This window comes from Acidovorax sp. GW821-FHT09B03, assembly GCF_059418305.1.
In genome coordinates this window covers 331,616-353,797 of the sequence record NZ_JBWKPP010000004.1, presented here as the reverse complement: position 1 = coordinate 353,797, position 22,182 = coordinate 331,616, and the positions used below count along the sequence as shown (strand labels likewise).

Below are 22,182 nucleotides of genomic sequence, written 5' to 3'. Positions count from 1 at the left end.
TGGTGAGGCGGTGGGGGTTGTGGGCCCCGGACCATGGCAAAAACCGGATTGTCTTCCTTTTCAGAAAGCCAATAGGCCTATCCAGGTTTGGTCAGTCGTGCCTTTTTGTTGGCCTCCACCTTGCGGGTGGCCGGCGCCAGGCCGGGGATCTCCAGCGTGGACAGGTCCAGCTGCGTCACGCCCATGCTGCGCAGCAGCAGCAGAAAGTCGGACGCCTTGAAGGCGCCCCGGCTCTGCTTGGTGGTCAGGTTGTTCGGGGTCTGGTCGATGCCCAGCTCGGTGAGCAGCTCCGACACCTCCTGCCAGCCCCAGCGCTTGTCGTTCTTCGCGGCGGTCAGGGCCCTGCGCACTTGGTCGCGGGCCAGGGCGTTGACGTCGTCGCTGCCGCTGTTCATGGCCTGGCCTTCACAGGCGCAACTGGCTGCGCACGCGCTTCATCTCGGCATGCAGTTCGTCGGTGGTGCGGTGCTTGAACTTCTCGGGCAGCAGGCTGCGGCGCGAGGCCTCGGAGATGGCCAAGAGCTCCATGTACTCGATCATCAGCGTGTCGCGCGTGGGCATGTAGTCCACTGCGGCCTGCAAGAACACCTCGCGCGTGAGCCGGCCATCACCGCGCTCGGCCAGGTCGATGGACAGCAGGGTCAGCGCCTCCAGCTCGGCGTTGGAGAACTCCGTGTCTTCCAGCGCCGCCTCCATCCAGCCTTCGCCGATGCCATCGTCGTCATCCTGCGGCACCGGCTCCTCGACCGCCTTGCCAAAGCGCTTGAGGATCACGCGCACGATGTTCGCGCGCTCCGCCCCGTTCTCGGGGAAGAACAGCGGAATCTTGGTGTCGAAGCGGCCGGGCCGCTTCATGTCGGCATCGAGCTTGTCGGGCCGGTTGGTCATCATGATGAACAGCACCTGGCCGCGGTTGTCGGTGTCCGACATGAACTCCTTGAGCCGCGCCGTGACGCGCGACGACGTGCCGCCGTCCTCGTCGCCTTCGCCGCCCAGGCTGCGGTCGCCCTCGTCGATGATCAGCGCGATCGGCCCCATGGCCTTGACCATGGCCAGCACCTTCTCCAGGTTGCTTTCGGTCGCGCCCACCCACTTGGAGCGGATGTTCTTGAGCATCACCGCCGGTATCCCGGCCTCGCGCACGAAGGCCTTGGTCACGAAGGTCTTGCCCGAGCCCATGGGCCCCACCACCAGGATGCCCATGGGGATGCGCGCCACGTTGCCCGAGCGCACGGCGGCGGCAATGGCGGCCAGCTCGGCCTTGACCATGGTCATGCCACCCACGCCCTCCAGGCCCATCTTGGGCTCGACGAACTCGATCAGGCCAAAGCACTCCTGCGTCACCAGCTCGCGCTTGCGCGTGCGCAGCAGCGCCGCGATCTCCTCGAAGGCATTGCCCTTGGCCGGTGCCTTGCTGCCCGGCTGCAGCAGGTGGCGGATCTGCTCGTTGGTCTGGCCGCTGGTGAGCTTGGTCAGCTGCTTGGCGCGCGCCTCGGCGTCCTCGGTACCGGCGATCAGCTCGCGGATCAGCGCCTCGCGCTCGGCATCGTTGGGCGCGGGCGCCTTGCTGTCGTTGCCCAGCAAGCCGAACAGCTGCACCAGGCGCAGGCCCGAGGCCTGCTGCGCCAGCCGCGTGACCTGGCCGGCATCGAGCGAGGCATCGGCCATGCGGATGGTGGTCTCGCGCTCGGCCTGGCCGGGCATGGGGATCTCGACCGTGGCGATGCGCGGGTTCGACAGGATCTGCGCGTTCAGCTCGGCCAGCGATTCGACCAGCAAAAACACCACGTTGTCGCTGTCGCCGATCTGCGGGTCCAGCGACCAGCGGTGCAGCTTGGCAATCGCCTGGCGGTCCTGCATGGTCATCATCGACGGGTCGCCCGCCGGGAACAGCGAGCCCGCGTAGTGGATCACCACGGCCGTGCCGCTCTCGTGCGTCAGTGCCTGCTCGATGCCATCGAGCGGCTCGGCCTCGGCATCGAAGGCCCGGCCCGCCAGGGCCTGCGTGCCCGAGGCGATGCTGTGCGAGAGCACGCGCTTCTTCTTGCCCTCCAGCAGCGAGCGGAACAGGTACTGCTCCAGCTCCACGAACTTGCCATCCAGCAGGATGCGGTCGTAGATGTTGCGGTACAGCACGAAGACCGAGGCATCGCCGCCCAGGTAGCGCCGGCGCACGGTGTCGACCCAGGCAGGCGTGGCAGGCGTCGCGGTCGTTGCGGAAGGGGAGGGTGTGCTCACGGGGTTCCTCGGGCGGTGGCAGGCGTGCCGCTCTGGTGGTCTTTGGGCTTACATCTGCTTGGCGCCTGCACCTTGCGCGCGGGCCGCCTTGAGCTGGGCCAGCTGCGCTTCGGCCGTGGCGCGCGATGCGCCCTTTTGAAGGCCCTTCATGCGCACGTCCAGGTCGGCGCCGCGCAGCTCGTCGCCCAGGTTGGCTTCGGAGATCACGTTGGCGATGTGGCCGCGCACGTTGTCCAGCGCACGGATCTCGGCATCCACCGACAGGCCTTCGAGCTGGCTGTGGATCTGGATCTTGGCCTTGGCGCCGGCCAGCTTGGCCAGGTTGCGGTCGCGCTCGTCCTCCACGCGCTTGATCTCGCTTTTCATCTCCAGCAGCGCATCCTTGATCTTCTCGGCCTCGGCCATGGCCGTCTCGGCCTCGGCCGTGAGCTCGGTCACCGACTGGTCGTTGTCATTCTTCATCTGCAGGATGCTCACCGCCAGGTCGTCCTGGTTGGTGTCCATGGCCTGCTGCAGGTTGGCCTCCAGCTGCGCCTGCTTTTGCTTGGCGTTGTGCAGGCGCGTGGTCACGTCGTCGCGCTGGCGGATGATGGCGCCCGCCGCCTTCTTCAGGCGGTCGTAGTTGGCCTTCATGCTGTTGATCGAGTTCTCGTAGGCAATCTCGGGGTTGTTCTTTTCGATGCCCGAGACGAACAGCGAGAGGAAGCCGGTGAACAGGTTGCTCAGGCGGCCGAGGAAGTTGGAAGAAGCCATGGTGCAGGTTCCTTGCTTAGCTGTTGTTGACGTTGTCGAAGAAGGTGCGGTGGTCTTGGGCGAAGGCGACGAAGCCCTGCTCCACCTGGGCCAGCATGGCGGCATGCTGGGCGGGGGGGATGTACGCAAAGGCGGCATTCACCCCCTGGGTGGCCCACTCGAAATGGTCGGCCTCCACGGCGCCGCCCTCGCCCGAGTGGATGCCCACCCAGGACAGGGCCTTGTGCTGGGTGCCACCGATGTCCACCTCGGTGTGGAACAGGCGCTCGGCCAAGCCGCCGCCAGCCTCGCGCAGCGTGGCGCCGATCACGGTGAACTCGCGGTCGGCCAGCAGCTCGCTGCCCAGGTGGTAGCCCATGGCGTGGAAGATGGCCTCCAGTGTGTCTTCCTGCCCGCCGCCGTAGCCGCGCAGCACGCCCTGGTTCAGCAGCTTGAGCCAGGCGGGCTCGGCCGCCAGCGCGTTCACCGTGGCCATGTCGGCGCCCGGCAGCGTGGTCTGCACAATGCCCTTGAGGAAGGCCTGCGCCAGGTTGCGGTGCGGGTCGCGGGCGCGGGTGGAGTGGTCGTCGAACTCGTCGCGCGCCGCATCGAAGATGTAGCTGGCCACCAGCACATTGCGGTCGGCCGCGGGCAAAAAGGGCTCGGCCGGGTCGGTGAACAGGTGGCGCGCGCAGCCGATCTTGCCCGCGAGCGAGGCCACGCTGCAGCCGAAGTAGCCGTTCCAGGCGATGTAGCGCGCGAAAAAGCGCACCAGCCTGCCCGGCTCGTCGGAAACGATGGCGGCCTTGAGCGCAGCCTCCATCAGGCGCGTGTACTCGTCGAAATCGACGAGGGTCTGCAGGTGCGATTTCTGTACCGTGGTGGTCGTCATGGAGGGGCTCATTTCATGGCTTGCGCTACGGGGCGCGGAGCGGGGGATGCGCTGGCTTTCGCTGCAGCGGGGCTCGGAACGTGGACGCCAATGGTGTCCAGCTCCTCGCTGATGTCGGCTTCCAGGTTCTCTTCGATGGCCAGGCGGTCCACGCTCTCGCGCAGCCGGGCCGAGGCATCGCTGGCCATGGGCATCGAGACGGCCTGCTGGAACACCTCTTCGATGATGTCCGGCATGGACACCATGGCCGCCTCGATGGCGAACATGCGGCTGCCCAGGCGGCTGCTGCTCTCCAGCAGGCGCTGGTAGTCCTTCTTCGCCTGCAGCAGCTGGCGGCGCTCGCGCTCGTCGGTGGTGGCGGCCAGTTGGTCCTCCACGCTGCGCAGGCGGTCGGCAATCTCCCGCTTGCTCAGCTGGCTCTGGCGCTCGTTGGCGCTCACGATGGCCAGCCAGCGCGCCAGGTAGTCGCGCGTCACGTCCTTGAGGCGGTCGATGTCCTCCACGCTCAGCGCGCAGGTGCGGGCCTTGACCATGCGCTCCAGTGCGTCGATGCGGTCCAGCGTCTGCAGGTACACGCGCATGCGCTTGGAGCTGGGGTCGCACTCATTGCGGTCGCCCAGTTCCTTGAGCAGGCTGTCCACCTGCGCCTGGTAGCGCATCGCCGCGTACTTGCGGCGCACCGCGTAGCGGAAGGTGGACATCCCCGGCACGTACAGCAGGGCCAGCCCCTCCACGGCCGCATAGGCCGTGCCCACGAAGATGAAGCCCGGCAGCCCGTAGGGAAAGGAGGCCAGCACCGCCAGCGCCGCCGCGCCCAGCGAGGCCGTGACGTTCCACTTGCCGGTCAGGAACTCCTGGATATAGGGGGGCTCTTCCCGTTCGCCCGGGGCGAATTTCATACGCTCAGCGTGATTTGGCCATGGCCCTTGGCGTCGCGCAGCGACGTGAGGATGCGGTCCTGCATGCGCAGGGTCTCGGTCGAGCGCGCCCAGGCCTCCGAGCGCGGGTGCTCGGCATGGATCACGAAGTCATCGGCAATCTTCGCCGGTTGGGGCGACAGCACGATCACCCGGTCGCCCAGGGCCAGGGCCTCGCTCACGTCGTGCGTGACGAACACCACCAGGCAGGGGTTGGCCTTGCACAGTGACAGCAGCAGGCGCTGCATCTCCTCGCGCGTCTGCGGGTCGAGCGCGCCGAAGGGCTCGTCCATCAGCAAAATGCGCGGGCGCAGCACCAGGGCGCGCGCAAGCGCCACGCGCTGGTTCTGCCCGCCCGAGAGCTGCGCCGGGCGCATGGCCTTCTTGTCGGCCAGGCCCACGGCGGCGAGGATGGTGTCCACGCGCTCCTTGATCTCGGCCTGGCTGATGCGCCCCTTCCAGAGCTTGAGCGTGAACGGAAAGGCCACGTTGTCCCACACCGTCAGGTCGGGGCGGTTGGCGTACTGCTGGAACACCGTCACCGCATCGTCGTGCTGGTCCAGGCATTCCTTGCCATCGATCGCTACCCGGCCGATGGTCGGCGTCTTCACGTTGAACGGGCGCACCCCGCCCATCATGCGCATCAGCGTGGACTTGCCGCAGCCCGAGGGGCCCAGCAGCATGTTGATGCTCGGGTTCTCCAGGTGCAGGTCGATGCCGTCGATCACGCGCAGCACGCCCCGGCCGTTGGCGGCAGGGTACTCCTGCACGATGCCGGTCATCTGGATGGAAATGCTCACAGTGCTCGATGTCATGCTTGGCTTGTTGTTGTCGGGGTTCTCAGGGCGTTCACACCGTGCTTTCCCACGGGAACATCTTGCGTTTGGCCCAGGTCATCACGCGGTGCGTGATCAGCGCCAGCGCGATGATGGTGATGATGCCCGCGAACACCTGGTCCATGGCCGAGAAGCGGCGCGCGTTCTGGATCAGCTGGCCCAGGCCCTCCTTGGCGTTCACGTACTCGGCCACGGTGATGTAGGTCCACATCACCGAGATGGCGATGATGATGCCGTCCACGATGCGCGGCATGGCCATCGGGATCACCGCGCGCCGGATGCACTCCCACGGCGTGGCGCCCAGGTCGCGCGCGCTGATCCAGTACGACTGCGGCACCGAGCGGATCGCATCGCGCACCAGGGGGATCAGGTAGACCACCGCACCCGAGAACAGGAAGACGATCTTCATCTCCTCGCCAATGCCGAACCACATCACCATGATGGGCAGGAGCGCCACGATGGGCGCCGAGCGGAACGGGTCGATCAGCGGCGACAGCGTGGCGTTGATGCGCGGCGAGGCCCCCATCAGGATGCCGATGGGCAGGCCGATCAGGATCACCAGAATGCCGGCCACCACCAGCCGCCCGCCGGACCACAGCACCGAGGTCAAGAGCAGGCTCTCCTGGCGCACCGGGTCCCAGGCCAGGCGCGAGAAGGCCATGGCCACCTCCCACGGTGCAGGCAGCCGGTTCGAGTTGACCAGGCCCGAGGCGCTCACCAGCGCCCAGGCCACCAGCACCACCACCACGGCGCCCACGCCCAGCATGCGCTGGGTCTGGGGCGAGATCGGATGGCTGGGGTTCCAGAATTGGGCCATCGCCGGCCCCTCAGCGTGCCAGCACGGCGATGCGGGTGGCGCGGTTCATCTGGCGGCAGGTATCCAGGTCCACCTCCAGCGCGCCGGGGTTGCCTTCATTGCAGATCGGGTTGTTCGAGCCATTGCCCACCACCTTGAAGCGCGCGGCCGGAATCTCCCACTGCGTGACCACGTACTTGGTCACCGCATCGGCCCGCGCCTTGGACAGGCGCTGGTTGGCTTGCGCGCTGCCGGTCGAGTCGGTGTTGCCCGAGATCTCGAAGTAGGCCGAGCCATTGCTGTTGATGAAGGGCACCACCTGGGTGTCGATCACCTCCTGCGCCTTCTTGGTCAGCTCGGCCTGGCCCACGGGGAAGTTCACGCTCACCGGCTTGGTCAGCGCGGCGGGGCGGGCTTCGGCCTTTTGCATGCCGGCCGTGTCGAAGGTGAACTCGGGCTTGGCGGCGGCAGCGCGCGCGGCCTGGTTGTCCTTGAGCAGCGCGTTGATGAAGCGGTAGTCGAACGAGTTCTGCGGCGAGACCACGGGCGAGTTCGGGTTGGCCAGCGAGCCAGCGGCGCGGTAGATCGCGTCGAACTCGCGGTACACGCGCTCATAGTGGTTGGTGTCGCCCGCCAGGCCCAGGATGCGGGCGTTGTCGTCCAGGCCCGTCCACACCAGGTTGGAGAACAGGCTCGAGATGAAGGGCATGCCTTCCTTCTTGGCCAGTTGGTCGAAGAAGGGCTCGGTGCGCACCAGCGCCTCGGCAGCACCCGCGGGGTTGGCGCGGGCGGCGGTCACGCCATCCATCCAGCCCTTGACGAAGCCCTGGAAGGCCGGCTGGTTGGCCGGGTCCTGCAGCAGCTTCTGATTGCAGACCATCACGTCATAGATCAGGTTGGTTGCCACCTTGGTGGAGTACACCACGCGCGCGCCGGGCGTGGCCTTGACGGCCAGCGACAGGTCCGGGTCCCACAGCACGGCCGCGTCCACGCTGCCTGCGGCAAACGCCGCGCGCACGCCGGGCGTGCCCTCGTCGGCGTTGATGTAGACCACGCGGTCGAGCACGTTGGCCTTTTGCTTGGCGCTCAGGCTGGAGTTGTTGATGGCGTTGATAAACAGGCCGTGCGAGGGTGTGTACTTGAGCAGCGCCACCTTCTTGCCCACCAGGTCCTCGATGCGCTTGATATCCGGGTCGCGCGCGATCACCGCGTCGGCGCCCTGGGTGTTGTCCACGATCATGATGGCGCGGCCATCGAGCTTGGTGTTGATCAGGTTGGGCTGCTCCTGCGCCCAGAAGTCCGAGGTGCGCCACGCGCACTGCGCCGTGTTGCTCTCAAAGATGGTCGTCAGCGTGGGGATGTCGTCCTGGATGATGAACTCCACGTTCACCCCCGCCTTCTGGAAGATCGAGCCCGGCTGCGTCTTCAGGCTGTTGCCATTGGCCACCAGGGCCGGCGCATAGCCGTGAAAGCTCACGATGCTGACCTTGAGCGGGTTGCCGGGCGAGCCCAGCGCGCCGCCCTTGGGCGCGGCCACCGCAGGCGATGCCGCAGGCGCATTGCCGCTGCTGCCGGCCGCCACGGCAGGCGCCGACCCGCTGCTTTGGTTGGCAACCTCGTGCGAGGCCTCCGTCTTGCCCAGCTTGTCCTGCACCCACATCTTGCCGCCCATGTTCCACAGAACGGAACCGGCAGCCCCCACGACGATGACCGCGATCAGCGCCTTGCCCAGACCAGTCAGTTGCATTGCTCTACTCCTGTTATTTTTGAATCGGTGAACCACCGGCGAACGTGATGACGACCTGGCCGAGGCGGTTCATTTCCGCATCCAGCCGGGCCGATTCCCTGTCCCCCGCCTCCTGGTTCGTTCTGGCGGCCGCACGCACGTCGGCCGTCTGCTGCGCGGCACGTGCCACGCCGCGGTCCAGCAGCGCCGTCAGCTCGGCAATCTGCTTGCGCACCTGGGCGCTCTTGTCCTGCTCCTCGGCCTGGATGGCCGCGATCTCCCGGTCCGCATTTTGCAGCGCGGAAGCCACTTGCTGGGCGATTTTCTGCTTGGCGACGGCCAGCGCCTTCACCTTGCGTTGCGCGTCCAGCACGGAATCGTCCACCGTCCAGCTCTCATCGGCCTCGTCCATGGCGCGCACGGCCTGCTTGCGCACCTCCATGGGCATGCTTTCCAGCCCCGCCATCAGCTTGAGCAGCTTCTCGGCGGTATAGGCCACCACGGGCACATTGGCCTCGCGGTACAGGTCGGCAAAGTCCTTTTGTTCCGCCACCACGCTCTGCTCGGGCGCGAGCACGGGCTGTGGTACTGCGGCGGGCGCAGGCGAGGGTTCCGGCTCCGGCTCGGGTTCCGAATAGGTTTCTGGCGGTGGGTCGTCCCGGGCCTGCTCATCCGGGTCGAGTGTCACGAGTCCGGTGGCCGCCAACATCTTGCTGAATTTCGTGCGCATGGGATTCCTTGCAACGGAGCAATCAATGTAGCGTACTGCACGGTACGTTAGCTTGCACCGGTGCAAGTTGCGCACACCAGGGGCGCCTGGGGGCCGTGCGCCAGAGGAGAAACGGCCCCCGCGGGAGGTACGCGCTTTTCCATCGGTGCCGCATGGACTTTTTGCGCCAGCGTCCCGCCCACGCAAAAAAGCCCCCGGCGGTCAGCCGGGGGCCTGTTGGATATGAGCGGGCCGGGTGATCAGTGGGCTTCGGCCTGGCGCGCTGCGTTCACGGCAGCGCTGGTGTCCTTGCTGGCACCGTTGAAGAACACATTCAGCGCCACCGCCGTGATCGAGGCCAGCAGGATGCCCGACTCGATCAGCGGGTGGATGGCATGCGGCATCCACTGGCGGAAGCTCGGGGCGATCAGCGGGATCATGCCCACGCCGATGGAGACCGCCACGATCATGCCGTTGAAGCGGTTGTTGCGGAAATCCACCCCGCCCAGGATGCGGATGCCCGTGGCCGCCACCATGCCGAACATCACCAGCCCCGCGCCGCCCAGCACCATGGTAGGCAGCGATTCCACCAGCGCCGCCATCTTGGGCAGCACGCCCAGCACGATCAGGATCACGCCGCCGGCCACGCAGACAAAGCGGCTCTTCACGCCCGTCACCGCCACCAGGCCCACGTTCTGCGAGAAGCTGGTGTACGGAAAGGTGTTGAAAATGCCGCCCAGCAGCGTGCCCAGGCCATCGGTGCGCAGGCCGCGGGTCAGGTCGTCCTGCTCGATCTTGCGGTCCGTCATGTCCCCGAGGGCCAGGAACATGCCGGTCGACTCGATCATCACCACGATCATCACCAGCGTCATCGTCAGAATCAGGATGGGGTCGAACACCGGCAGTGCGATCTCGAACGGCAGCACCAGGTCGAACCAGTCGGCCTTGCCCACCTTGTCGAACGTCATCAGCCCCATGGCGGCCGCCACCACGCCGCCGATCACAATGCCCAGCAGCACCGAGATATTGGCGACGAAGCCCTTGGCGAACTTGGCGATCAGCAGGATGGACACCAGCACCAGGGCCGAGATGCCCACGCCCGTCAGGTCCGCATAGCGTGGGTTGGGCACCGTGGGCACCACCGCAAAGCCCTTGGGCACGGGTGGCAGCGACGAGCCGGGCGCGCCGGCGGCCGATTGCGCTTCGGTCAGCCATTTGATGTGATCGGGGTTCACCACGTTGGGCGCCGTGGGGCCCACTGGGTTGCCGAAGATCCAGTTGATGCCCACGCGCATCAGGCTGATGCCGATGACCGCGATGATGGTGCCCGTGACCACCGGCGGAAAGAAGCGCAGCATGCGGCTGACCATGGGCGCGATCAGGATCGATATCACCCCCGCCCCGATCACCGAGCCGAAGATCAACCCCGCGCCCGCCGTGCCGCTGGTGCTCTGCGCCATGGACACCATGGGCGCCACCGAGGCGAACGTCACCCCCATCATCACCGGCAGCTGAATGCCGAACCAGCGTGTGGCCCCCAGCGCCTGGATCAGCGTGACCAGGCCGCAGACGAACAGATCGGCAGAGATCAGCTTGGCCACCTGGTCGGGGGTGAGGTTGAGGGCCCGGCCCACGATCAGCGGCACCGCCACGGCCCCCGCATACATCACCAGCACATGCTGCAAGCCCAGCGCCCCCAGGCGCGCTATGGGCAGTTGTTCATCCACAGGGTGCACGGACGGTTGCATGGCAAAACTCCTTCGGGTGGGTCTGTCTGAGGTCGTTGGAATGCGGACGGCCCACGCCATAGCGTGTACAACCATCCATACAAAAAGTGTATACACAACATGGCGACAACCTTATCCCGGTAAACCCTAGGGAGCGTTTTGGAAGGAGGGGGCGCGCAGTCGGCGGCTGCGCGCGGAAGGTCAGGCCAGCAAGGCCTTGACCAGGTCGAGCTGCCGGTCCGGCCGCCCCGTATCCAGCGCCAGGTTGGCCTCGATGCGCTGCAGGTGCTCCGTCATGCTCGCCACGGCTGCGGCCACGTCGCCGGTCTTGCACAGCGCCAGGAAGTCCGCATGCTCCTCCGACGAGCAGTGCGGGTCGTTCGACGAGTCGTACAGCATGGCGATCAGCGAGCTGCGCGCCACCAGGTCGCGCACCAGCTGGGCCAGGGTCTGGTTGCCGGCCGCCTCGGCCAGCACCACGTGGAAGTCGCCCAGCAGCTTTTCACGCACCCGGCCCGTGGTCGTGCTCTCGCGCAGCGCCGCCCGCTCGAAGCGGATGTGCTGCTCCAGCATCTGGTAGTCGGCCGGCGTGGCGCTGGCGATGAACAGGCGCACCACCTCGGCCTCCAGCACGCGGCGCACGCTGAACACCTCGCGCGCCTCCTGCACGCTGGGCCGGCTCACGAAGGCGCCCTTGTCGGGGATGATCTCGATCAGCTTGTCCTTGGACAGCATCACCAGCGCCGCGCGGATCTTGGTGCGGCTCACGGTGTAGACGCGGCCCAGCGCCTCCTCGCGCAGCCAGGTGCCCGGCGGCAGGCGCTTTTCGACGATGGCCGTGGCCAGGTCCTGGGCAATGCTTTCGGTGGAGGCCAGGCGTCCGTCCGCCGCTGCCGCCTCGGGTGCGGGGTCGGCAGCAGGCGCCAGGTCGGCGGGAAGGGCTTGGGGGCTCGTGCGGGCGCGGGGCATGGGGTCCGATTGTGGCCCGATTCGTGCCGGCCCCCTGTTTGACGCCTCAAGCCGCGCGGGATATGCGCGCCGGCGGCACCACCGCCACGGGCGGCAGCGCAAAGCCGGCCAGCGCCCCGGCCATGGCCTTGGGCAGCGGCCGCGCCAGCTCGTCATGCTTGCTTGTACGCAGGCCCAGCAGCACCAGCGATTCGACCATCGACGTGGCGGCCGCCACCCCGTCGATCACCGGCACGCCCAGGGCTTGCGAAATGTGCTCGCACAGGTCCGCCATGCCCGCGCAGCCCAGCACCAGGGTGTCGCAGCCGTCCTCGGCCAGGGCGCGGCGGCACTCGTCGGTGATGCGCTCGCGCGCGTTCGATCCGGGCACCTCCAGCTCCAGCACCGGCAGCTCGCAGGCGCGCACGTTGGCGCAGAAGCGCTGCATGCCGTAGATCTCGGCCAGGTGCCAGGCCTGGCCCATGGTGCGGCCCAGCGTGGTCACCACCGAAAAGCGTGCGCCCACCATGCTGGCCATGTGCATGGCCGCCTCGGCAATGCCCACCACCGGGCCGCGCGCCAGCTCGCGCGCGGGTTTCAGGCCTGGGTCGCCAAAGCAGGCGATCACATAGCCGTCCACCCCGTCGCGCTCGCCAGCTGCAATCTCCTGCAGCAGGCCGGGCACGGCCAGTGCCTCGTCGTAGTGGCTCTCGATGGAGGCCGGGCCCATGGCGGGGCTCACCGCTACCACCTCGGTGCCCGGCCGCGCCACGGCGCGCGCGCAGGCCCCGATCTTCTCGGTCATGCTCCAGGTGGTGTTGGGGTTGATGATCTTGATGCGCACGGCTTCAGCTCTCTCTTTCTTGCATTCAGTTCAGTTCTTGCGGTTCAGCACCAGGTAGATGACGAAGCCCAGCCCCATGCCGATGAACCAGGCGTAGTTGGCGGCCGGCCGCAGCACGGGCACCATCACGCACAGGATGGGCACCAGGGCGGAGGGGATCAGCGTCCAGATCGCGCGCGGGTTGTAGCCCTTGCTGTACCAGTAGGCGCCGTGCTTGCTCATGGTGTAGAGCGCATCCACATCCACCTGCTGGCGGCGCACGATGTAGTAGTCGGCGATGAGGATGCCGACCAGCGGCCCGATGAACGAGCCCAGCACGTCCAGCGTGTAGTGGATCACCTCGGGGTTGGCATACAGGTTCCAGGGCGTGATGAAGATCGAGCCCACCGCAGCGATCATGCCGCCCGTGCGCCAGCTGATGTGCTGCGGTGCCACGTTGGAAAAGTCGAACGCGGGCGACACGAAGTTGGCCACGATGTTGATGCCCACCGTGGCGATCATGAAGGTCAGCGCGCCCAGCACCACGGCCGTGGTGCTGTCGATCTTGCTCACGGTGTGCACCGGGTCGGTGATCAGCTCGCCGAACACCGGCAGCGTGGCCGCCGTGGTCACCACCGTCAGCAGCGAGAAGAACACGAAGTTCACCGGCAGGCCCCAGAAGTTGCCTTTCTTCACCGCGTCGAAGCTCTTGCCGTAGCGCGAGAAGTCGCCAAAGTTCAGCATGGGCCCGCTGAAATAGCTCACCACCAGCGCAATCGCCGACAGCATCACCGGCAGTGCATCCCAGCCCTGGAACTTGACGCCGCCCAGGTTCAGGTCGATGTTCTTCCAGCCCGCCTTCCACACCAGCCAGCCGCACAGCACGGCCATCACCACGTACACGGCAGGACCGGCCCAGTCGATGAACTTGCGGATCGCCTCCATGCCGTGCCAGAACACCAGCGCCTGCAGCACCCACATCACCATGAACGCCACCCAGCCCAGCGTGGACAGGCCGGCAAAGCCATGTTGCGCCACATCGGCATACGGTGCCAGGTTCGGAATGAAGTGCAGCGCCAGCAGCAAAAAGGCGCCCGACGCCAGGTAGGTCTGTATGCCGTACCACGCCACCGCGATCAGCCCGCGGATGATGGCCGGGATATTGGCCCCCAGCACCCCGAACGACGCCCGGCAGATCACCGGGTAGGGCGTGCCCGTCACCTGGCTGGGCTTGGCCACCAGGTTGCAGAAGAACTGCACGATCACGATGCCCACCAGCAGCGCCACCAGCACCTGCCAGCTCGACAGGCCTAAAGCGAACAGGCTGCCCGCCGTGATGTAGCCGCCCACGCTGTGCACGTCGGACATCCAGAACGCAAAGATGTTGTATTGGCCCCAGGTCTGGCGCTTCAGGGGCGCCAGGTCCTCATTGGTCAGGCGCGGGTCGTAGCCCGGCTTGATCAGGGCATTGCCATGGTGCGGCCCGGCGGGCGCTGTGCCTCCGGCCAACGGGGTGGTACTGCTGCTGACGGCTGTGTTCACGGGTGTCTCCTCGTGTGGAAAAGGACGGGTTCCGGGCATCTGCGGCCCGGTTGAAAGTTGCACCCTATATTTGTATACAAAAAATGGATGCAATAAAACACCACTCGAACGGGAAATGACTGGGGTTTACCCGGGGTGTCTGCGGCACGCGCAAAACAAAGCCGCCCGGGCCTTGGCGGCCGGGGCGGCAATGAGAGAAAGGGAAAAGGGAGGGCGGCTCAGCCGTCAGTGCCAGAGCGGGTGCCCGACAGCGGGCTCAGCGAATCGCGCAGCCGGTCGCGCACCAGCGGCTGGCCTGGGTTCAGCGCCGCCTCCACATGGCCGATGTGGGCCAGCAGGCGCTCGCGTGCCAGGGCGGTGTCGCCGGCTTCCAGCGCCTCGACGATGGACTCGTGCTCGGCGCACGACTGGCTGGCCTCGTGCCGCGACTGGTAGAGCGAGGCCGCCAGCGTGGTGCGCGCCGTCAGGTCGCGCAATATGTCGCTCAGGCTGCGGTGGCCCATGCTCTCGGCCAGGCAGACATGAAAGTCGGCCAGCAAAAAGGCGCGCGTCGCCGCGTCGGCCCCCTCGATGGCCTGCTGCTCCTCGGCAATGTGGGCGCGCAGCCGCGGCGTCACCGACTGCAGCGGCCGCCCCGCATCGGCCAAGATGCCCGACTCGATGATGCGCCGGGCCGAGAACGCGTCGCGTGCGTCCTCCACCGTGGGCTCCACCACGTACCAGCCCCGGCGCGGGCGCACCTCCACGAAGCCGCGCGCCTGCAACTGCATCAGCGCCTCGCGCACCAGGGTGCGGCTCACGCCGAACAGGTCGGCCAGCTCCTGCTCGCCCAGGCGCTCGCCGGGCGCAAGCTTCTGGGCCAGGATGGATTCGACCACCTGCTGGGCGATCTGCGTCTGGCTGCTGGTCGGGGTGGTGCTCATGCAGCCGATTGTGGCGTGACTCGGGCCGCTGCCAACTCGGGGGCGGGCTCGATGGGCGCCACATCCTGCCCGTCCAGCACCGCATGGGCGCGGCTGCGGTCGATATCGCCCTCCCACGCGGCAATCGCCACCGTGGCCACGCAGTTGCCGATCAGGTTGCCCAGGGCGCGGGCAATGCCCATGAACCAGTCCACCGACAGCACCAGCACCAGGCCAATCGCCGGAATGGCCGGAATCGCCTGCAGCGTGGCCGCCAGCACCACGATGGCCGAGCCCGGCACCCCGTGCGCGCCCTTGGACGTGACCAGCGAGATCGCCAGGATGGTCAGCAGGTCGGCCATCGAGATCGGCGTATTGGTTGCCTGCGCAATGAACACCGCCGCCAACGTGATGTAGATCGAAAACGCGTCGAGGTTGAACGAATAGCCCGTGGGAATCACCAGCCCCACAGTCGAATCGCGAATGCCCATGTGCTTGAGCTTGGCCATGATCTGCGGCAGCACGCTGTCCGACGAGGTGGTGGCAAACACCACCGCCAATTCTTCGCGCAGGTAGCGCAGCAGCTTGAACAGGCTGAAGCCCGACACCCGCATGATGGTGCCCAGCACCACCACCACGAAGATGAACACCGCCGCATAGAACAGCACCACCAGCATGCCCAGCTGCTTAAGCGAGCCGATGCCGTACTTGCCCACCGTGAAGGCAATCGCGCCCAGCACCCCCAGCGGCGCCAGCTTGATGATGATGCCCATGGTCTTGAACAGCACGTGCGACAGGTCCTCGATCAGCACCGTGACCCGCGCCCCGCGCTCACCCAGCATCGCCAGCGCACAGCCGAACACGATGGAGAACAGCAGCACCTGCAGCACGTCGCCATTGGCAAACGCGCTGACCGCCGTGTTGGGGATCAGCTTGAGCAGAAAGTCCGTGAACCCGCCCCCCGTGAGCTTGCCCGCGTTCTCCACATAGGCGCCCATGGCCTTGGGGTCCAGCGCCTTGGGGTCAACGTTCATGCCCACGCCGGGCTGGAACACAAAGGCCAGCACCAGGCCCAGCACCAGCGCCACGGTGGTCACCAGCTCGAAGTAGATCAGCGACTTCACCCCCACCCGGCCCACGCGCTTGAGGTCCCCCGTGCCCGCGATGCCATGCACCACCACGCAGAACACGATCAGCGGGATCAGCATCTTGATCAGCTTGATGAAGCCATCGCCCAGGGGCTTGAGTGCCACCGCGGTATCGGGCCACACCAGGCCCACCACCACACCGGCTATGAGGGCCAGCACCACCTGGCCAAAGAGGGATTTGAAAAACCGCGGCATGCCCCGTCTCCTTCAGTTGTGTCTTGAAAGCAAATCTTGCATACAAGAAATGTAAGCAAGTTGGAGCGCGGGTGCATGAGGGTATGCCCGTAGCGGGGTTGTTCAAATAGGCCCGATGGGAGAGTCGCAATGCCGCGATCACGCGAAATGGAGCGGGCACATGACGAGCAGCAGGACTTCGCGATAACAGATGCCGATGGCTAAAGCATGAGCGTGATTCAGTTAAATTAGGTGGCAGGACAAAATGCGGCTGCGTGAATGCTGATGCCTACTTCTCGCGGGTTGGGGCGCTTTCGACAACATCGACATATGCGAGGGAGATCGAGCATGGCCAGGACCAAAAAGGCAGACACATCGACAGGATCGTTCTTCGAGGAGGACTATCTTGTCCGAACGCTCGGGCGTATCGCACATGATCCTGAGGTCGCGCTGACAGAATTGGTCGCTAACGCATGGGATGCAGGTGCGTCACTGGTGGACATCACAGTGCCGAGCGTGAGGGAAACAGCCTTGGTGGTTCAAGACGACGGACACGGCATGAGCGCCGCACAATTCAAAGGCCGATGGATGCGGCTGGGCTATGACCGGATCAAGCACCAAGGCGTGCAAGTGGAATTTCCTCCGGAGCGAGCGGACTGGCGTCGCAAAGCCTATGGTCGCAACGGTGTCGGCAGGCACGGCCTATTGTGCTTTGGCGACCACTACGATGTCGAGACTTGGCGCGAAGGGAAGGGAGCCGGCTTCGAGATCGGCACCCAGTGCAGTGAGACGCCCTTCAAGATCATGAAGGAGACAACGTTCCTGCGGCCCGGTCATGGGACGCGGCTAACAGTTGCCGTGGAGAGGCATCTCCCCGACGAAGGCCGGATTCGAGAAATCCTGTCGGCCCGGTTTCTCCATGATCCACAATTCGTAGTACGTGTAAACGGTCAATCGGTCTCACTGGCCGACCAGTCGGGGCTAATCGAACGGACTCCCTTAAACATTCCGGACTGTCCCGCAGCCGAGGCCTTTGTGGTTGATTCGTCCAAGGCGGCCAAATCGACAATCTATCAGGGAATCGCGTTTTGGGTGAATGGAAGGCTGGTTGGCTCGCCGAGCTGGGTGGTCGGCTCGGAGGCCGTGATCGACGGCCGGGCGCGCTTTGCCAAGCGCTACTCCATCGTAGTTAAGACCGCCGATGGCTGGACCAGTGAGATCGAACCCGATTGGGCACGCTTCAAGGCCGGCCCGAAGACCGAAGTGCTTTTCGAGGCTGTGCGCCAATACGCGCAGCAGGTGTTTGGCAAACTGTCGTCGGATTTGGTGGAGGAGAGTTCCGAGGAGGCTTTGGTCCGCAACCGCGAGGGGTTCAAGGGACTCTCGCAGCTCGGGCGCATTGAAGTCGCCAGCTTTGCGCGCGATCTCGTCAAAGCCAATCCGACGGTCCACCCGGACACGCTGTCTGCAGCCGTTCAAGCCTTGATAAATTTGGAGAAGTCTAGGGGCGGTGCGGGTCTGCTTGAGAAACTTACCAAGCTCGACGACTCCGACATCGAAGGGCTCGACCGCTTGCTCAGCCAATGGACGGTTCGGGACGCGCTCTCGGTACTCGACGAGATCGACCACCGTCTTGCCGTAGTAACGGCTATTGAGAAGCTATGTGGCGACCCCGCGACCGACGAGTTGCACACCCTGCATCCGCTGGTCACTCAGGCCCGGTGGCTCTTTGGCCCCGAGTTCGACAGCAGCGAATACGCCTCCAATGTGAGCCTGAGGACGGCAACGGCGAAAATTTTCGGCAAACGCGTCTCCACCACTGCTTTCGCCAACGCTAGGCAGCGGCCCGATATCGTGTCGCTGGCCGATGCGACTTGCTCTGTGGTCGGCACCGAGGCATTTGACTCGGCTAACTCTAACTTGATGCGCATCCAAGACGTGCTGATCATCGAGCTCAAAAAGGGCAAGTCGGCTATTGGGCGCGAAGAGATGAACCAAGCCGATGGCTATATTCAAGACTTTCTGGGCAGCGGCGCGTTGGACGGCACGCCCATGTTCAGAGCCTTTGTCGTCGGCTACGAGATCGCGCCAAAGACTGCCCGGGAAAAAGAGATCAAGGACGAGAGCGTTCTTCGCGGAAAGGTGATGGCAACCACCTACGGGCAGCTCACAAGGACTGCCCATCAACGGCTCTTCCGTCTGAAAGAGCGGATTCCGGCACGATATGAGGATGTGTCGGGAGCGGATCTGTCCGCAAGAGTCATGCAGACGGCGACCCAAGCTCCCTTGTCGCTAGTCGAAGCGAGTTCAATTTCACCCAACAAAACTTGATGTGCCATTCAGCGCAAAACAGGTAAGTAGCTATTGGTAGGTACATGAGTCGTATGCAGCCGAAGAGCTGGGGTGAGGGTCATGCGCTGTATTCATCCACTCTGTCGAGGTCAGTCAAGTGACCAGTTTATTGATGGGTTATCTGGGCAAGAAATTGCCACAAGATATGTCCTCGAAGCCATAGATTCCGCTGCAGTTGCCCCGGCATATGGGAATCCCCCCACGTCGGTTCGCTGCTACGTCGCGGTATAAGGTTCGGCGCGGCTCGCATGGCTGTTGCAGATTAAGGACAGCGAGTCGCACTGAGAGCACGGGATTGAAATTCTTGTCTTCCATTCAAATAACGTGAGGGCGATTCATGTCTATTGGTTTTGGTCGGCTGCACACCGGTGTGGTGCTGGCAGTCGCTCTCCTGCCTTCCTGGGCGCTGGCACTGTCCTGCTTAGAGTATCGGTCAGACTATGTGGTCAAAGATGGAGCCGTGGTGTTCTCAGCGTACCCGCCCGCTATCAAAAGGCGCGTTGAGAACTTCGATAGCAGTTCATTGCAACTGGTTCATCCGCCAGGGTACGGAGCCGGCCCCTGCTCAACTTTTATCAACGACTACGCAAGCGACGGCCATCGTGTCTTTTACCGCGGGGAATTGATTGAGGGGGCTCAACGCAAAGGCTTTCGAATCCTCGGAGATGGGTACGCTGCGGATGAAAACGCAGTCTATGGAAAGACGGCGCGGATATCAGAACGTGTGTCCGATTTCAAAAAAGTGGGCACTTTGGCCACAGACGGTGTCGCTGTGTTCTACCAAGACCGGCGGTTGAAGGGCGCAAATTTGGAGAGCCCACCAGGGCTCCCTCGGATCTATCGAACCAGTGCAGCTGTCTACGATGCACAGGGGGAGGAGATCGATGCCGATCCTGCGACAGTGCTTGCCTTGATTCCATCGAACGAATTATGGCGTGATCAAACCAAGGTCTTCCTTAGATCGAAGGTGATTCACGGCGCTGACCCGGATACCTTTGAAAGCATCGGCGACTACTTCTACAGGGACAAGCGAGCTGTGTACTTGATGGGCCGCGAAATTCCCGGCATGAACCCAAGAACCGCGCGCCAGTTTAAGCATCAGGGGCTGTACTCAACAGACGGAAATGCGGTTTACAAACGATACGATCGCCTTAACAGAGATCCTGAGACGTTCACCGCAGAAATGCAGTCGTGGTACACGAAGGATAAGAACGGCGTGTATCACCAGGACGTCCTCATAAAAGACGCTGACGTTGCGACGTTTGAGGCGACGGCGCTTGAAATGGCCCGGGATAAGAACTACTACTACCGAGGAAATACCATGGTGTGCGCACGGCGCGAAGGGCTGAAGCCAGGAATCGAGCGGTGCAAGCCGTGAGCGGTGTTGGCATAAAGTAACTTGGCACGCTGGGCATGGCTTCTTCGGCTAGAACAAAAAGGCCGCGCCTCGTAAGAGGCGCGGCCTTCGTCATCTTGGGACAGCCCGCCATGCGGGCCGAGAGTCGATCAATACCCCAACGTCTTCCCATCCGGATTGCGCGGATCCGAGTACCCGTACAGCGCGCCACCCCGCAGCTGGATCGTCTGCGTGCGGCCCATCGATGGCTTCACAGCGATGTTGTGGCCGCGCTGCTTGAGCAGCGCCAGGGTGTCGGGCGACAGGCCCTTTTCCACGCGCAGCTCATCGGGCGTCCACTGGTGGTGCACGCGCGGTGCGGCGGCGGCTTCGGCGGGGTTCATGCCGAAGTCAATCGTGTTCACCACCGTCTGCAGCACCGTGGTGATGATGCGCGCGCCGCCGGGGCTGCCGGTCACCAGGGTGGGCTTGCCGTCCTTGAGCACCAGGGTGGGCGTCATGGACGACAGGGGGCGCTTCTTGGCGGCAACCGCATTGGCGTCGCCGCCGACCAGGCCGTAGGCATTGGCCACGCCGGGCTTGGCCGAGAAGTCGTCCATCTCGTTGTTGAGCAAGATGCCCGTGCCCTTGGCGACGATGCCGCTGCCGAAGTTGGTGTTCAGCGTGTAGGTCACGGCCACGGCGTTGCCGGCCTTGTCCACCACCGAGTAGTGGGTGGTCTGGTCGCTCTCATAAGGCTGGGGCTGGCCGGGCTTGATGCTCTTGCCCGTGCGTGCGGTGTTGCCGTCGATGCCCTTGGCCAGCGACTCGGCGTAGCGCTTGGAGGTCAGGCCCTTGAGCGGGATCTTCACGAAGTCCGGGTCGCCCAGGTACTCGGCGCGGTCGGCGTAGGCCAGCTTCATGCTCTCGGCCATGTAGTGGATGGTCTGGGCGCTGTTGGGGCCCCACTGGGCCAGGGGCAGGGGCTCCAGCATGTTCAAAATCTGCACCAGGTGCGGGCCGCCGGAAGAGGGTGGCGGCATGGTCACGATCTCATAGCCGCGGTAGGTGCCGCGCGTGGGCACGCGCTCGGCCACCTTGTACTCGCGCAGGTCCTGCAGGCTGAGGGCGCCGGCATGCGGTGCCATTTCGGCGGCGATCTTCTGGGCGATCTCGCCTTCGTAAAACGCCTTGGCGCCTTGCTGGCCGATCAGGCGCATGGACTGGGCCAAGTCTTTCTGCACCAGCGGGTCACCCACCTTCAGGGGCTCGCCGTTCTTCCAGAAGATGGCCTGGGTGGCGGGCCACTTGCCCATGTTCTTCTTTTCCTGCTGCAAAATCTTGGCGAGCGTTTCGCTCACGGGGAAGCCCCGGTCCGCCAGTTCGATGGCCGGGGCGATCACGCGCGCCAGGGGCAGGGTGCCCCAGGTCTTGAGCGCATGCTCCATGCCGGCCACGGTGCCGGGCACGCCCACGGCGTAGTGGGTGAACAGCGACTTGCCGTCCACCACGTTGCCCTTGTCGTCCAGGTACATGTCGCGCGTGGCCTTGATGGGCGCCACTTCGCGGAAGTCCAGGGCCACGCTCTTGCCGGTCTTGGCGTCGTGCACCATCATGAAGCCGCCGCCGCCCAGGTTGCCCGCATTGGGCAGGGCCACGGCCAGCGCAAAGCCGATGCCCACGGCCGCGTCCACCGCGTTGCCGCCGGCCTTCAGGATGTCGAGGCCGATCTGCGAGGCCAGTTCCTGTTCGGTGGCGACCATGCCGTTGCGCGCCACCACGGGGTGGAACACGTCCATGTCGAAGTCATAGGCGGCGCTGGCGGCCTGGGCCGCTGCCGTCTGCTGTACTGCCGGCGCGGATGCCGGGACGGCAGTTACGGCCGTCGGGGTGCTGCCGCAGGCGGTCAGGCTGGCCAGGGCCAGTGCGACGCTGCTGGCCAGCAAGGTGTGGCGGATGCTCATTGGTAGGTGCTCCTTGGTTATTGCTTTGTAGGATTTTGGAAGTCAGGCCCGCGAATCGGCACGCGAAAGGGGCCCAGGTTAAGTGTAGGGGTGGCCCGGGCTGCGCGTAATCACCGGGTCATGCCGATTGGGTATGCGCCCCATGCGTGCGCGTCATCCCCCGCCGGCAGGCGCTCCCGCCGGTTGCTGGTCGGGTGAAATCGGTCGGGGATGAAGAGGTCATGGCTGCGCAGTCCTGAAGGGCAGGACGAGTGGCTGCAGGCCCATGACTCTAGGGGTGTTGCGGACCGGAAAAAAGGTCCACGGGGGTGCAATCTGATGGTGCCACGGGGCGTGGCGCCTTGCCATCAAGGCCGTCCACCAAGGGATGGACGTTCGCCACCGGTCTACCGCCTGAGGGGGCGGGGCGGCTACGGGGCC

General features: G+C 65.1%; 18 protein-coding genes. 2 read left to right on the top strand and 16 right to left on the bottom strand.

The genetic code is table 11. The features are described from left to right. Window positions 1-77: 77 nt before the first annotated feature. From AC07PA_RS10730 to AC07PA_RS10660, 15 genes are all read right to left on the bottom strand, one after another. Window positions 78-395 carry a DUF6471 domain-containing protein gene (locus AC07PA_RS10730; RefSeq protein ID WP_007861932.1) on the bottom strand — a complete coding sequence of 106 codons (318 nt, stop codon included), beginning with the start codon at window positions 393-395 and terminating at the stop codon, window positions 78-80. 10 nt (window positions 396-405) lie between these two features. After that, on the bottom strand, window positions 406-2,238 hold the full coding sequence (locus AC07PA_RS10725; protein WP_494605184.1) for an ATP-binding protein: 1,833 nt from the start codon (window positions 2,236-2,238) through the stop codon (window positions 406-408). A 48-nt stretch (window positions 2,239-2,286) separates the two neighbouring features. Further along, on the bottom strand, window positions 2,287-2,991 hold the full coding sequence (locus AC07PA_RS10720; protein WP_007861927.1) for a PspA/IM30 family protein: 705 nt from the start codon (window positions 2,989-2,991) through the stop codon (window positions 2,287-2,289). Window positions 2,992-3,007: 16 nt separating this feature from the next. After that, window positions 3,008-3,862 carry a hypothetical protein gene (locus AC07PA_RS10715; protein WP_494605182.1) on the bottom strand — a complete coding sequence of 285 codons (855 nt, stop codon included), beginning with the start codon at window positions 3,860-3,862 and terminating at the stop codon, window positions 3,008-3,010. Window positions 3,863-3,870: 8 nt separating this feature from the next. Continuing rightward, on the bottom strand, window positions 3,871-4,761 hold the full coding sequence (locus AC07PA_RS10710) for a hypothetical protein (protein ID WP_494605180.1): 891 nt from the start codon (window positions 4,759-4,761) through the stop codon (window positions 3,871-3,873). Continuing rightward, window positions 4,758-5,594: an ABC transporter ATP-binding protein gene (locus AC07PA_RS10705; protein WP_007861921.1), complete on the bottom strand. Its 837-nt coding sequence runs from the start codon at window positions 5,592-5,594 to the stop codon at window positions 4,758-4,760. The genes AC07PA_RS10710 and AC07PA_RS10705 overlap by 4 nt, the downstream gene beginning before the upstream one ends. 34 nt (window positions 5,595-5,628) lie before the next feature. Continuing rightward, a complete protein-coding gene (locus AC07PA_RS10700) occupies window positions 5,629-6,432 on the bottom strand; it encodes an ABC transporter permease (RefSeq protein WP_007861919.1) in 804 nt (267 codons plus the stop codon). A 10-nt stretch (window positions 6,433-6,442) separates the two neighbouring features. Further along, window positions 6,443-8,158 (bottom strand): phosphate ABC transporter substrate-binding/OmpA family protein, encoded by a 1,716-nt coding sequence (locus tag AC07PA_RS10695; RefSeq protein ID WP_494605178.1) that lies wholly within the window; start codon window positions 8,156-8,158, stop codon window positions 6,443-6,445. 13 nt (window positions 8,159-8,171) lie between these two features. Continuing rightward, complete coding sequence (locus AC07PA_RS10690) at window positions 8,172-8,867, bottom strand: hypothetical protein (RefSeq protein WP_494605176.1); 696 nt, start codon at window positions 8,865-8,867, stop codon at window positions 8,172-8,174. A 239-nt stretch (window positions 8,868-9,106) separates the two neighbouring features. After that, window positions 9,107-10,594: a nucleobase:cation symporter-2 family protein gene (locus tag AC07PA_RS10685; RefSeq protein WP_494605174.1), complete on the bottom strand. Its 1,488-nt coding sequence runs from the start codon at window positions 10,592-10,594 to the stop codon at window positions 9,107-9,109. 180 nt (window positions 10,595-10,774) lie between these two features. Further along, window positions 10,775-11,542, bottom strand: a complete 768-nt coding sequence (locus tag AC07PA_RS10680; RefSeq protein ID WP_145695193.1) for a GntR family transcriptional regulator — start codon at window positions 11,540-11,542, stop codon at window positions 10,775-10,777. A 46-nt stretch (window positions 11,543-11,588) separates the two neighbouring features. Further along, window positions 11,589-12,365, bottom strand: a complete 777-nt coding sequence (locus tag AC07PA_RS10675; RefSeq protein ID WP_494605172.1) for an aspartate/glutamate racemase family protein — start codon at window positions 12,363-12,365, stop codon at window positions 11,589-11,591. A gap of 30 nt (window positions 12,366-12,395) precedes the next feature. Further along, window positions 12,396-13,886, bottom strand: coding sequence for an NCS1 family nucleobase:cation symporter-1 (locus AC07PA_RS10670; RefSeq protein WP_494605170.1), 1,491 nt, complete (start codon window positions 13,884-13,886; stop codon window positions 12,396-12,398). A 218-nt stretch (window positions 13,887-14,104) separates the two neighbouring features. Further along, entirely contained in the window at window positions 14,105-14,809 is a 705-nt protein-coding gene (locus AC07PA_RS10665; protein WP_494605168.1) for a GntR family transcriptional regulator, read from the bottom strand. Next, the gene (locus tag AC07PA_RS10660) at window positions 14,806-16,131 is read right to left on the bottom strand and encodes a C4-dicarboxylate transporter DctA (RefSeq protein WP_494605166.1); all 1,326 of its coding nucleotides are present in this window, start codon (window positions 16,129-16,131) and stop codon (window positions 14,806-14,808) included. Before AC07PA_RS10660 ends, AC07PA_RS10665 begins: the two co-directional genes overlap by 4 nt. A 327-nt stretch (window positions 16,132-16,458) precedes the next feature. Between AC07PA_RS10660 and AC07PA_RS10655 the strand changes: the two genes are divergently transcribed. Further along, the gene (locus AC07PA_RS10655; protein ID WP_494605164.1) at window positions 16,459-18,441 is read left to right on the top strand and encodes an ATP-binding protein; all 1,983 of its coding nucleotides are present in this window, start codon (window positions 16,459-16,461) and stop codon (window positions 18,439-18,441) included. 358 nt (window positions 18,442-18,799) lie between these two features. Continuing rightward, window positions 18,800-19,840, top strand: coding sequence for a DKNYY domain-containing protein (locus AC07PA_RS10650; RefSeq protein WP_494605162.1), 1,041 nt, complete (start codon window positions 18,800-18,802; stop codon window positions 19,838-19,840). Window positions 19,841-19,968: 128 nt separating this feature from the next. Here AC07PA_RS10650 and ggt read toward each other — a convergent pair whose 3' ends face one another. Further along, window positions 19,969-21,762, bottom strand: coding sequence for a gamma-glutamyltransferase (gene ggt, locus AC07PA_RS10645; protein ID WP_494605160.1), 1,794 nt, complete (start codon window positions 21,760-21,762; stop codon window positions 19,969-19,971). Between the last annotated feature and the right edge of the window lie 420 nt (window positions 21,763-22,182).